The 12,757-nt window shown below is 66.2% G+C and carries 11 protein-coding genes; 7 read left to right on the top strand and 4 right to left on the bottom strand.

Annotated features, from left to right (window positions below; genetic code table 11):
• Window positions 1-226: 226 nt before the first annotated feature.
• The 4 genes from CKY51_RS03290 to CKY51_RS03275 form a co-directional block, all read right to left on the bottom strand.
• Window positions 227-844, bottom strand: a complete 618-nt coding sequence (locus CKY51_RS03290; RefSeq protein WP_022971950.1) for a DUF8082 domain-containing protein — start codon at window positions 842-844, stop codon at window positions 227-229.
• A gap of 42 nt (window positions 845-886) precedes the next feature.
• Window positions 887-2,041 (bottom strand): Cache 3/Cache 2 fusion domain-containing protein, encoded by a 1,155-nt coding sequence (locus CKY51_RS03285; protein ID WP_170292287.1) that lies wholly within the window; start codon window positions 2,039-2,041, stop codon window positions 887-889.
• 274 nt (window positions 2,042-2,315) lie between these two features.
• Window positions 2,316-2,957: a response regulator gene (locus CKY51_RS03280; RefSeq protein ID WP_022972382.1), complete on the bottom strand. Its 642-nt coding sequence runs from the start codon at window positions 2,955-2,957 to the stop codon at window positions 2,316-2,318.
• Window positions 2,950-6,051 (bottom strand): sensor histidine kinase, encoded by a 3,102-nt coding sequence (locus CKY51_RS03275; RefSeq protein WP_022972383.1) that lies wholly within the window; start codon window positions 6,049-6,051, stop codon window positions 2,950-2,952. Before CKY51_RS03275 ends, CKY51_RS03280 begins: the two co-directional genes overlap by 8 nt.
• A 377-nt stretch (window positions 6,052-6,428) precedes the next feature.
• On the opposite strand from CKY51_RS03275, the gene CKY51_RS03270 reads away from it, so the two are divergent.
• The 7 genes from CKY51_RS03270 to CKY51_RS03240 all read left to right on the top strand — a co-directional run bounded on the left by CKY51_RS03270 (window position 6,429) and on the right by CKY51_RS03240 (window position 12,730).
• Window positions 6,429-6,869, top strand: a complete 441-nt coding sequence (locus tag CKY51_RS03270) for a helix-turn-helix transcriptional regulator (RefSeq protein WP_052172259.1) — start codon at window positions 6,429-6,431, stop codon at window positions 6,867-6,869.
• Window positions 6,866-7,522: a hydrolase gene (locus CKY51_RS03265; RefSeq protein WP_022972384.1), complete on the top strand. Its 657-nt coding sequence runs from the start codon at window positions 6,866-6,868 to the stop codon at window positions 7,520-7,522. The genes CKY51_RS03270 and CKY51_RS03265 overlap by 4 nt, the downstream gene beginning before the upstream one ends.
• A 118-nt stretch (window positions 7,523-7,640) precedes the next feature.
• The gene (locus tag CKY51_RS03260; protein WP_022972385.1) at window positions 7,641-9,482 is read left to right on the top strand and encodes an amidohydrolase; all 1,842 of its coding nucleotides are present in this window, start codon (window positions 7,641-7,643) and stop codon (window positions 9,480-9,482) included.
• 76 nt (window positions 9,483-9,558) lie between these two features.
• Window positions 9,559-11,178: an MFS transporter gene (locus CKY51_RS03255; protein WP_022972386.1), complete on the top strand. Its 1,620-nt coding sequence runs from the start codon at window positions 9,559-9,561 to the stop codon at window positions 11,176-11,178.
• A 7-nt stretch (window positions 11,179-11,185) separates the two neighbouring features.
• Window positions 11,186-11,410, top strand: coding sequence for a DUF1427 family protein (locus tag CKY51_RS03250; RefSeq protein ID WP_031339797.1), 225 nt, complete (start codon window positions 11,186-11,188; stop codon window positions 11,408-11,410).
• A complete protein-coding gene (locus CKY51_RS03245) occupies window positions 11,407-11,565 on the top strand; it encodes a XapX domain-containing protein (protein WP_152248880.1) in 159 nt (52 codons plus the stop codon). Before CKY51_RS03250 ends, CKY51_RS03245 begins: the two co-directional genes overlap by 4 nt.
• Before the next feature lie 340 nt (window positions 11,566-11,905).
• Window positions 11,906-12,730, top strand: a complete 825-nt coding sequence (locus CKY51_RS03240; protein WP_152248879.1) for an alpha/beta fold hydrolase — start codon at window positions 11,906-11,908, stop codon at window positions 12,728-12,730.
• The last annotated feature ends 27 nt before the right edge of the window (window positions 12,731-12,757 follow it).

Here is a 12,757-nt window from a genome sequence, read left to right as displayed (position 1 = left end):
CCAGCCGCGCATGCGCAAGCGCGCGTGGCGACCGTGTCAAGTGACCACTATGCCGCAAGCAGGGTGATCGGGCAGGGATGGTCGCTCCTGCCACATGACGCGTTCGCATCGGCGTGCCGATGCATTGCAGCGGACACCCATGGTAAACAGGGTGTCGCAATGGTTTTTCAGTATCAGGACCCTGGCCACTGCGCCAGTAAGGCGCAGGCCGAAACGGTTGCCAGGGTCAGCGCAGCTTGGCCAGCGCCGCACGCGCATCGGTCTGGAAGCGCTGCGATTCCTGCGGCGTGGCCAGATTGGCTGCCAGCTGGCTGATCACCTGTTCCGGATCGCTGCTGGTCTCCCAGGCTTCATCGCAGAGCATGCCGGCGATGGGACCGAGATAATTCAACGCGACTTTCTCCAGCGCATCGCGCGTGCGCTCGTCCGGGCCGGCACTATGGCCGGCGGTGGACGGCGCCGCTGCTGGTGCAGACGGCGTTGGCGTGGGTGTGACCGCTGGCGTCGGGACGCGCGGCGCGGCGGGCGCTCCGCCCAGATCCTGTTCAAACCCGCCCATCAGCCATTGGCGGGAATCTTCGCTCAACAGGGAGGGCTTGCCCAGCCCTGCGCCGGGGTCGGCCTGGAAGCGACTCTTGGCAGCGGCGACCATGGTCAGGCGCTGCACCGCTTCGTCGTTGCGCAGCAAGCGAAACACCACCTCCTCGATCTGGCCGGCGTGCAGCCTGACGATGCAGGAGTGGTTTTCCTCGGTGACGATGAACAGGAAGCCGGACGCCTTTTTCAGCGCCAGCGCCCTGAGTTCGCGCAGGACCTCGATCAGCGGAGGGAATTCATTGGACATGCGGTCTTCCTTGCCTCATTCGTTCGGATGGGAAGGGCTGGCTCAGCGTTTGCTGAGCCGCTCCATCGCCAGGCGCACGCTGTTGGACAAGCGCGAAATCGCCCTTGCCAGAGTGCCGATCTCGTCCTTGAGGTTGACCTCGGCGATGGTGTGATTCCATTTGCCCATGCTGAGTTCTTCCGCCACGGCGGTGAGGTTCTGGATCGGGCGCAACACGCGGTTCCAAATCAGCGCGGACTGCACGCCGACCATGATTGCGCAGACGAGCAAGCCGATGCCGGCAATCCACAAGGATTGATGCAAGATCAAGGTGTTGATGTCGCTCTTGGGATAGGCCGATGCCAAGGTGAAGCCCCAATTGCGTATCTCCTCTTTAACCACCACCCAGTCTTCCGGGCTCTCCTTGACGACTCGCTCGATGGTGGCGCTATCGGTGGTGGAACCAGTGGTCGACTGGAAGCGCAATTTATTCTTGCTGTCCAACACCGCGACGAAGCCAGACGAGAGCATGGTACGGCTGCCGATCACGGTCGCCAGCTCAGGCGTATCGGCCTTGTAGGCGATAGCCAAAGCACCGATGACGCGTTTGTCGTTGTCGGCAAAGATCGGTTCGTAGCGAGTAACATATGGGTTGCCGAGAACATCGAGCACACCATAGAAGCTCTCTCCATTGCGCAGCTTGCCAGCGGCCTTGCCGTTCGGATCGAGCACGGTGCCGACGGCGCGACTGCCGTCGGCATTAGTGATGTTGGTGGATATACGAACGAAGTCGTCGCCGACACGAGAAAAAATCGTTGCGTTGCCCTGCTTACTGATGGAAGCGCCGTCGTCGACCAAGCTGGAAGTGGCGGCGTCGACCAAGCCGAACGTGTTGGCCTGCGACTTCTGACCCAGCAGGATGTCGTTGGCAGTGCGGCGCCCGACGCGGACTTGGCTCCCTTGACTGGCCGGGCCTAGCTCATCGACTTGCTTGCGCAGATTGCGCATGGAGGCGTCGACGCGATCGAGCAGCATCTCGCGGGTCACCGAGAACATGGTCTGGGTTAGAACCGAGGTACGTCGGATGGACGCTTCGGTTTCAGACTCGATCCGTTTCGCTTCGGTAACAGCCAGGGACACAGTTAGTCCCGACATCACGATCAGCCCCAAGGCCAATACCGGCAGCAGCAGGCGCACCCGCAAAGAGTGACGAAGCATTGCATTCCCCCTGAACGCATTAAGAAAAAGTACAACACTGCGCTCGCAGCGCAGTGGGCTGATTAACGAGATGATTAGCGGCTGATGAAAGCCATGCTGAAGCGGCTCCCCAGCCGCAACTCATGCATAAGATAGCGCAAGCCGATCGATTTTGCGATGCGCTTCTCGCTTTTGCGTGCGCGTTGATTCAACATTCGCTCCCGCATGGAGCGAGCCAACACGCCGTTTTGCCTTGTCAGCTATGGAGGCTGTCGCGTTGCGACCGTTCGTCGGCTCAGGTATCCAACGACAGGATTCCACGCCGCAGCGCGACGGTGACCGCGTGCGTGCGATCGCGGGCTGCCAGTTTGGCAAGGATGTTTTTCATGTGCGCCTTCACTGTTTCCTCGGAGATTGCGAGTGCATGGCCGACCTGCTTATTGGAGCGGCCGTCGGCGACCAGCGCGAGCACTTCGGTCTCGCGTGCCGATAACGCATCGTCGAGCACATGGGCGGCGATGTTTTCCGCCACCGCAGACGGGACATGGCGACGCTGGCCGCGACCGACGTCGCGAATGGTGTCGACCAGTTCGCGTCGCAGCGCACTCTTGAGCAGATAGCCGCAGGCGCCGGCTTGCAGCGCACGCACTGCGCGCACATCGCCGGTATAGGTCGTCAGCACGATGACCTTGGCGGCGGCGTCGACCTGGCGGATGCGCTGGATCGCCTCGACACCATCCACGCGCGGCATCTGCAGATCCATCAGTACGATGTCCGGGCGCAGCGTGGCGTAACGGACCACCGCCTGTTCGCCGTCTTCGGCCTCGCCGACCACGCGCATGTCGTGCTCGGCGGCGAGCATCGCACTTAAGCCATCGCGCAGCAGGGGGTGGTCGTCCACCACCAGCACCTGGGTTACGCGCGTCGGTTCACTCATCGCAATGCTCCCTGGATGCTTGCTGGAAAGGCCACCACCACCGCCGACGGGGCCGTCGTGCGTAGGCCGAGCGTGCTGGAACCACGACCTGGATCTCGGTGCCGCTGCCCGGTCGCGACCACAGCTGCATGCGCGCACCGATGCGCTGCGCGCGTTCCTGCATGCCGGTCAGTCCCCAATGGCCGGTACGGGCGCGGCCGTGCAAGACATCCGGCGCCAACCCGCTGCCATCGTCACGGATGCGCAGCATGAAGTCACGTGAACCGTAACGCAGTTCCAGCACGATCGTGCTGGCGCGGGCATGGCGATCGGCATTGGCGAGCGCTTCGCGGCCCAGTTGGAACAGCTCGTCGGCGACCAGAGGGCGTAGCGGTCGCCGTTGCCCGTGTTGCTGCAGCAGCAGCTGTGCCGCGGTGATCGTGCCCTGCGCGGTACGCGCCTGCTGCAGCGCCAGTCCCAGATCGCTGCGCACGGTCTGGCTGTCGCGCAGTCCGCTGACGCGATCGCGTCCTTCCTCCAGCGCGCGTTCGGCCAGCTCCACGGTGCGCTCCAGCTCCACTCGGCGTGGGTCTTCCGGCGGCAAGGAACGACTGGTGGAATGCACGCGCAGGATCAGGCCCTGGGTGCCTTGCAACAAGGTGTCGTGCAATTCGCGCGCGATGCGTTCGCGTTCACGGTAGCGCTCTTCCAACCGAGCGCGCAGGCGTGCAGCGATCCGGCGCGTGCGCAGTTGCCAGACGCTGGCCAGCGCGGCCAGGCCCGCCAACACACAGCACACTTGGAATTGCCAGGTCTGCACGAAAGCCGGGGCGATCACCATGTCCAGCGTCTGCTCCTCGCCCCAGACATCATCGCTGTTGGCGGCCGCGACATGGAATCGATAGCGGCCCGGCCCGAGGTTGGCATAGAAGGCTTCGGTGCGATTGCCGGCGTCCTGCCACTGGCTCTCCACGCCTTCCAACCGATAGCGGAAGCGGACGCGCTCCGGGCGGGTCAGGCTGGTCGCTTCGTAAGCCACCCGCAGGCGGTCGGTCCACTGCGGCAGCTGCAACGGCGCTTGCGGCGCATACGGACGGTCGTTGGCGACCACGTCGCGAATGCTGACCCGCGGTGCGCTGGGATTGCGGTAGGTCTGCGCCGGATCCAGCCAGGCCAGCCCCTGGTTGCCGGTGAACCACAGCAGGCCATCGGCAGCCGCCACCGCACTGGGCACCGGCATCGCCTGCTGGGCGATGCCGGGCAAGCCGTCGAGCGTGTCGTATAGCCGTAGCGTCGGTGCCGGTAGCCCACTGCGCACGCTGTCCCGCAGCGCGGATTCGGACAATTGCACCACGCCGCGATTGCCGTTGAGCCAGAGGTCGCCGCGCCGATCGCGCACGATGCCGGTGATTCCCTGCAATACCGGGCTGGGCTGGTCGGGCACGTCATGGAAGCGGTCGTCGGCAGTCAACACCGCCAGGCCCGATTCGCCGGCTGCCACGGTCAGCTCGGGGCCGCTCCAGAGCGCGGTCAGCGGTCCCACCGCCAGTCCGTCGGTGAGCCCATAGCGGCGCAGTTGCTGTGCTTGCTGCACGCGTAACTCGCCGGTGACGTCGCCGACCCACAGGCGGCCATCGCTGCCGCGTGCCAGCACCGAGCAGGCGCGCTCCTGCAGGCCAGCAATCGGCTGCCAGGTACTGCCGACCAGCCGAAACGGTCCGCGTGCATCCGGACACACGAGCGTGCCGGCCGCGTCATCGACCAGCAGGGCGCGCACCTGGCCGGCGTCCACGCTCGCTGGCAAGTCCACTGGCTGGGCGTGGCCGTGACGTATCCGCAGCAAGTCGTGCGGGCCGAGCGCCCAGCCATCGAAGTCGTCAGGCAGCGCCAACGCGGCGGGATCGGCATCGCGCTGCAGGCGCTCGATGCGTCGTCGCGACAACGCCAGCAGGCGGCCGTCGCGCAGTGCGGCCAGCAGCGGCGCCGATGCTTGAGGCCCATTGCTGGTGAATACGGCCACTGCGGCAGTGTGTCCGGACAGCAAGGCGGCCAATGGCAGCAGGGCGCGATGACGGAACCGGTTCAGGCCGAGGTTGGTGCCGGCCCAGAAGTTGCCTTCGCGGTCTTCCAGCAGTGGCCCAGCCACCGCCGAGGTCAGGCCCTGCGCAGTCCCCACGTGCTCCAGCACGGGTGACGCGTCCTGCGGCTGGGCAATGCGGAACACCCCACCCGGCGCATAGTCGCTTCCCCACAAGGCACCATCGCGACTGAACTGGATACGGCGCGCAGACAGTCCAGCGAAGCGTGGCTGCACGCGTGCAGCGGCAGGCATGAGCGCGCCATCGGCGGCGGTCAGCGGAAACAGGCCACGGGTTGGATCGGCGACCCAGATCCGCCCGTCCGGGCTTTCGGCCAGGGTGGTGAATTGGCCGACCCGCTGGCCGCTGGGCACGAAGCGCGTGCCGCCGGCAGGCAGGGACAGCAGTTGCTGGCCGTCGCTGACCCACAGCGTGCCGCGGCGATCACGCAGCAACCATTGCGCGCTTGCGGCCAGATAGCCCCAATCGGCGCCCGCTTGCCGCCAGCGCAGGCCATCGAACCAGCACAATCCACCGTCGATGGCGGCCCACAGTCGCCCGCTGGCGTCGTATTCGAGCCGGAACACCATGCCGGGAGGAATGTCCTTGCCGGCGGCGTAATGGGTGAGCCGTCCATCCGCGAGCCGGTCGATGCCGGCACTGAAGTAGCCGATCCACGCGCCATTCTCCAGCAGCCGCAGCGCGGTCATATTGTGCGAGGCATAGGCTTGGCCAGCTGGCGGCGGCAGGCGCGCAAAGCGTTCGCCGTCGAACTGGAACAAACCGAAGCCAGTGGCCAGCCATAGCGGACCACTGCGGGCCTGCGCCATGTCCCAGATATCGGCAGGCGCGCCGCGTTCGGTGCTCCAGGCGCTGGGATGGAACGTCAGCAGGCCCTCGCGGGTGCTCGCGATCCCGGTGGTTGCCGCCGCGGCCAGGCCGATCGGCAGCCACGCCAGTCCCAGCACCAGCCACGCCCAGCATGCGGTGCGCGTGGGCAGGAAGCTGGCTGAGCGGGCGAGGGATGCATGCGGCATCGCGGCATTGTCCGATCAAGCCGGGGGAATCACCACCGCCTCTTTCGGGGGAGGACATGGCGGTCCGGCTCGGTTAGGAGAGGGCGAGCTCGCGGCGATTGCGCGCGCACCGACGCGATGTTGGCGGCGCTCCGTTCAATGCGTGGGCATCGCGTTGGGCAGTGCTGGCGCGTGATGCGCAGCGCTGTATCGACTGCAGTCCGACAATGCGGTGTCGCGTTGTTGCGCAATGTTGCGGCGGGGCCGACGGCGGATAGTCGCTGGCGCACGCGTGGGCGGCTGCGCTACCTCCAAAGAGGGAGCGGCGACTCTCACCATCCGGGGTAGGGCGCTGTCGATGCTGGCGTCACCATGCTTGTCATCTTCCGGAGACGCCCATGGCTCTTGCCCCTGCCGCCGCATGCGAGATCGCCGGCATCGATGTCACATCCCGCAGTGCTGCCTCGCGTGCCCGCGGGGTGGCGCGCGCCATGCGCCACATCGAAGCGCATCTGTGCGAGCCCATCAGTGCTGGCGAGCTCGCCGCAGTCGCCTGCATGAGTCGGTTCCATTTCGCTCGTGTGTTTCGCGCGTTGGTTGGCATCAGTCCGATGGATTATCTGCGTCGCCGTCGCATCGCCCGCGCACAGGCGCTGTTGCGCGAAGGGCGCCACAGCATCAGCCAGATCGCCTGCGACCTGTGCTTCTTCGACCAGAGCCATTTCGTCCGCAGCTTCCGTCATGCCACCGGCTGTACGCCGGCACGTTTCGCCGCTCAGGCGGGGCACGCGCCAACAGGAAATCCCGTCTTTTTGCCACTCCAGGAGCGCCACCCATGAGCACCGCCACCGCAGTGCCCGGCAATCGCTTGTTGTCGCCCGACGATCACGCACTGATCCTGATCGACCACCAATCGCAGATGGCTTTTGCCACCCACAGCAGCGATATTTCGGCATTGCGCAACAATGTCGCACTGATCGCCAAGGCAGCCAGCGGCTTCCAGCTGCCGGTGCTGGTGACCACGGTGGCGGAGGCGTCGTTTTCCGGTCCCCTGTTTCCCGAGCTGGCGGACATTCTCGCCAACGAAACGGTGTACGACCGCACCAGCATGAATGCCTGGGAAGACGCGGCGGTGATCGCGCGGATCAATGCCATCGGCAAGCAGCGGCTTGTACTTGCAGGGTTGTGGACCAGTGTGTGCATCGTCGGCCCGGCGTTGTCGGCCATCGCGCAAGGGTTCGAGGTCTACGTGGTCACCGATGCCTGCGGCGATGTCAGCGAAGAGGCCCATGAGCGTGCGGTGACCCGGATGGTGCAGGCAGGGGCCGTGCCGATCACCAGCCTGCAATACCTGCTGGAATTGCAACGCGACTGGGCGCGGTCGGAGACCTACGCGCTGACCACCGGCATCGCACGCGCGCATGCCGGCGGCTACGGCCTCGGGATCCAGTACGCCAAGCGCATGTTCGGCGCCCAGGAAGGCGGACATTGATCGCGCCACTACCCACGCGCGGTACGCCCGGCGTCGCCGTCAGCTGCTGCAGCTTGCGGCCACTGGCTTGGCCACGGCCGCACTTCCGTCTGCGATGACGACCGAGAGGACAGCATCGATGGCCGATCTGGTCATTCGCAATGCACGGATCAGTACGCTCGACCCACGCCAACCGCATGCCAGTGCACTGGCGGTGCGCGATGGTCGCATCGTCGCGGTCGGCGACGACGCCCAGATCATGGCACTGGCAAAGGATGCGCGCGTCATCGATGCCGGCCAGCGCCGGGTCGTGCCTGGACTCAACGACAGTCATACCCATCTGATTCGTGGCGGACTCAACTACAACCTGGAATTGCGCTGGGATGGATTGCGCTCGCTGGCCGACGCGATGGCGCTGCTCAAGGCGCAAGTCGCACGCACGCCAGCACCGCAATGGGTGCGTGTCGTGGGTGGATTCACTGCCCAGCAGTTCGTCGAAAAGCGTCTTCCGACCTTGGCAGAGCTCAATGCGTTGGCGCCCGACACCCCCGTGTTCCTGTTGCATCTGTACGACCGTGCGCTGCTCAATCAAGCCGCGCTGCGGGCCTGTGGCTACGACAAGCACACGCCCGACCCGCCGGGTGGGCAGTTGGTGCGCGACAAGCTGGGCAACCCGACCGGCCTGCTGCTGGCCAAGCCCAATGCGTTGATCCTGTATGCCAGCCTGGCCAAGGGCCCACGCTTGCCGGTGGAGTACCAGCGCAATTCCACCCGTCATTTCATGCGCGAACTCAATCGCCTGGGCATCACCTCGGTGATCGATGCCGGCGGCGGTTTGCAGAACTATCCTGAGGACTACCAGGTCATCGAACAGCTGCACGCCGACGCTCAGCTGAGCGTGCGCATCGCCTACAACCTGTTCACCCAGAACAAGGGCCAGGAGGTCGACGACTTCCGGCGCTGGACCGAGCGGGTGCCGATGGGGCAGGGCGACGATCTGCTGCGTCACAACGGTGCCGGCGAAATGCTGGTGTTCTCGGCAGCCGACTTCGAGCAGTTCAGCGAGCCACGGCCGGAGCTACCCGCCACGCTGGAGCCGGACCTGGAGCAGGTGGTGCGTTTGCTGGTGGAAAAGCGCTGGCCGTTCCGCATCCATGCCACCTACGACGAGAGCATCACCCGCATCCTCGACGTCTACGAGCGGGTCGACGCGCAGATTCCCTTCGATGGCCTGCACTGGTTCATCGATCACGCCGAGACCATCGGCGCCCGCAATATCGACCGAATCGCCGCGTTGGGCGGTGGGATCGCGGTCCAGCACCGCATGGCGTACCAAGGCGAGGCCTTCGTCGAGCGCTATGGTGTGCAGGCGGCCCGCCAGACGCCGCCGATCCGCCGCATGCTGGCAGCCGGCGTGCCGGTTGGTGCCGGCACCGATGCCACGCGCGTGGCCAGCTACAACCCCTGGGTGGCCTTGTCGTGGCTGGTGACCGGGCGCACCGTCAGCGGTCTGGCCCTGTATGGCGAGGACAACCTGCTGGACCGCGAGGCCGCGCTGCGTCTATGGACGCAGGGCAGCGCCTGGTTCTCCGATGAGCAGCAGCGCAAGGGCACGTTGGCCATCGGCCAGCTGGCCGATTTCATCGTGCTCTCGCAGGACTACTTTCGTGTCGATGAGGCAGACATCGCCGATATCAACAGTGTGCTGACCGTCCTGGGCGGACGCATCGTGCATGGCGACGGCGACTTCGCCGCGCTGGCGCCGTCGCTGCCACCGGCGATGCCGGATTGGTCGCCGGTCAATCGCTTTGGCGGCTATCACGTCGGCGGTCGCGTCGACGGAGTGGCCGCCATGCTCCCAGCGCACGGACACCACTGTCGCGCGCATGGCGCGCATCGGCATGCCGCGAAGCAGGCGATTCCCAGCGAGGATTTGCGTGGTTTCTGGGGTGCGTTGGGGTGTGCATGCTTCGCGTTCTGACACCGCGCCACCGGCGCACGGCGAACGCGGCCTGGCGCGATCGTCGTGCCTGGTCGCTCGTTTCGGGAGGGCTCTCATGACCACCGCCGCCGCCGAAGATGACGGCGCCTGGGCACCGTTATGCGCACCGCTGTTTCGCAGTCTCTGGCTGGCGATCCTCGGCAGCAACATCGGGACCTGGGTCAACGATGTCGCCGCGACCTGGGTGATGGCCTCGCAGACCGGTTCACCGTTGATGGTGGCCGCGGTGCAATCGGCCACGACCTTGCCGGTGGTGCTGCTGGCGCTGGCCGCCGGGACGCTGGCCGATAGCGTGGATCGTCGCCGCTACTTGCTGCTCACCCAGGGCTGGATGTTGCTGGTCGCAGCCAGCTTGGCGGTATTGGCGCACCTGCAATTGCTCACGCCGTGGATGCTGGTGGTGCTGACGTTTGCGATGGGCGTGGGGGCGGCGATGGCGATGCCGGCGCAAGCGGCGATCGTGTCCGAACTGGTGCCGCGCCCGATGCTCGCCTCGGCGGTGGCATTGAACTCGATCGGGATGAATATCGCGCGCTCGATCGGACCTGCGATCGGTGGCTTGATCGTCGCTCGGTTCGGGCCGCCGTGGGCCTTCCTGCTCAACGGCGTGAGCTTTGCGCTGATGCTGGCAGTGTTGTGGCGCTGGCGACGGGCGGTGCCGGCGATGCGTCTGCCGCCGGAGGGCTTCGGCGCCGGCCTGCGGGCCGGGCTACGGTACGCCGCGCGCGCCGGGCGCCTGCAAGCGGTGCTGATCAAGGCAGGTGGCTTCTTCCTGTTCGCCAGCGCGGTGACCGCGCTGCTGCCGCTGGTGGTCCGTCGCGACATGGGGCTGGGGGCAGGGAGCTATGGCATCCTGCTGGGCTGCATCGGGATCGGCGCCATCGGCGGCGCACTGCTGTTGCCGCGGCTGCGCGCACGGTACGACCGCGACCTGCTGGTGTTCGTCGCCACCCTGCTGTGCGCTGCCTCGCTGCTCGGATTGGCGCTGTCGCGCCAGTTCGGCGTGCTGTGCGTGGTGATGCTGTTCAATGGCCTGGCCTGGATCAGCGTGCTGTCGTCGTTGCAGATCGCCGCACAGACCGCGGTGCCGGCATGGGTGCGGGCACGCGCGTTGGCGCTGTATATCGTGGTGTTCTCGCTGGGCATGGCGAGCGGTTCGCTGCTGTGGGGGGCGCTGGCGCAGCGCACTTCGATCGCCACCGCGCTACAGATCGCCGCTGCCGGTGCAGTGATCGCGGCGATCCTCGTGCGGCGGGCGCGCATCGCCGGCACCGAGCAGCTGGATCTGGCGCCAGCCGGGCACTGGCCGGAACCGGTCGGAACCACGGGTATCGCGCACGACCGAGGGCCGGTGCTGGTGACGGTGGAGTACCGCATCGCCGACGCCGATCGCGCCGAGTTCCTTGCCTTGCTGACACAGTTGGGCGTGGCGCGGCGTCGCGACGGTGCGGTGATCTGGGGCGTGGCCGAAGACGTTGCCGCACCTGGAGTGCAACTGGAGTATTTCCTGGCGGCGTCCTGGCTGGAGCATCTACGCCAGCACGAGCGGGTCACCGGCGAGGATCGGCAGCTGCAGGAGCGCCTGCGCCTGCTGCATCAAGGCAACGAGCCACCGCAGGTACGCCACTTCGTCGGCGGCGCTGAGCCACCGCATGCGCCAAGGATGGAGCACTGAGATGCGCATGGCACTCAAGTTCGCGGCCAGCCTGGTGCTGGGTGTGGCGATCGGTTTCGGCTGCCGCGTGATGGGGATTCCGTCGCCCGCGCCGACGGCTTTGGTCGGCGCCTTGTTGGTGCTGGCGATGACCTGCGGGTACAGCTTGGCCGATCGCTGGCTCGCCCGCCGCGCGACCAGGCAGCATGTGCACTGCGGCGGACCAAGCGGACGCGGGCGGGAAGCTGCATGAGCATGACGCTGGTCGGCTTGCTGCTGGCGGCGGTGATCGGCATCGGCTGCCGCTTGCTGGACCTGCCGCTGCCGGCGCCACCGCGGCTCACCGGCGCGGTGTTGGTGGTGGCGATGAGCTGCGGATTCCTGCTGGCCAACTGGGTCCTGCAGTGAAACGAGGTCGGCTGCGCCACGCGCGCGGACTGCGCACACAGATGCAATCCGCCACCCCGGCCGCACGTTTCACTGGGAGATGCATCGGTCGCGTGGGCGCGTTCATCGCACCACATCCGCTGCCGGCAGACGGCCCTTTTGCCGCTGACGCCCCCTGCATGTCCCCGTTCCAGGAGCCTCAATGGATCCGATCCAGACGACCCCAAGCGATGCCGGGCGTCGCAATTTTCTCATCGCCAGTACGGCCACATTGGCAGCGTTGTCGTTGCCAGCTGTTGTCGGCGCGGCCGCGGCCGCTTCCCCATCCCCGCATCAGTCCACCCAGCACGGAGTCTCCCCGATGTCCAATTTCGTCACTCGCCCCGATGGCGCCCAGATCTTCTACAAGGATTGGGGCAAGGGTCAGCCGGTCGTGTTCTCGCATGGCTGGCCGCTGACCGCCGACGCCTGGGATGCGCAGATGCTGTTCATGGGACAGCACGGCTTCCGAGTCATTGCCCACGACCGTCGCAGCCACGGGCGCTCATCGCAAACCTGGGACGGCAACGACATGGACACCTACGCCGACGACCTGGCGGCGGTGATCGAAAAGCTCGACCTGCACGAGGCCATCCTGGTCGGCCATTCGACCGGCGGCGGTGAAGTGGCACACTACGTCGGCCGCCATGGCAGCAAGCGCGTGGCCAAGGTCGTGCTGGTCGGCGCGGTGCCGCCGCAGATGGTGAAGAGCCCGACCAATCCCGGCGGTCTGCCGATGAGCGTGTTCGACGGCATCCGCGAGGGCGTGGCCAAGGACCGCTCGCAGTTCTACCAGGATCTGACCACGCCATTCTTCGGTGCCAATCGCCAGGGTCACAAGGTCACCCAGGGCATGCGCGATTCCTTCTGGCTGCAGGGCATGCTGGGCGGCCACAAGGGGCAATACGACTGCATCAAGCAGTTCTCCGAAGTCGACTACACCCCGGACCTGAAGAAGATCGACGTACCGACACTGGTGGTGCATGGCGACGACGACCAGATCGTGCCGATCGATGCGTCGGCCAGGCGCTCGGCCGAGATCATCAAGAACGCCGAACTGAAGATCTATGCCGGTGGCTCGCACGGTTTGACGTTTACCCACACCGAGCAGTTCAACCAGGATCTGCTGGCGTTCGCCAAGCGTTGATGCGTGCGCCTGCAGGTCGACGCCGCA

The sequence above is a fragment of the Xanthomonas maliensis genome (assembly GCF_009192945.1).
Taxonomy (GTDB): Bacteria; Pseudomonadota; Gammaproteobacteria; order Xanthomonadales; family Xanthomonadaceae; genus Xanthomonas; species Xanthomonas maliensis.
The sequence above is the reverse complement of the archived record's forward strand: the minus strand, read 5'-3'. Positions and strand labels throughout refer to the sequence as shown.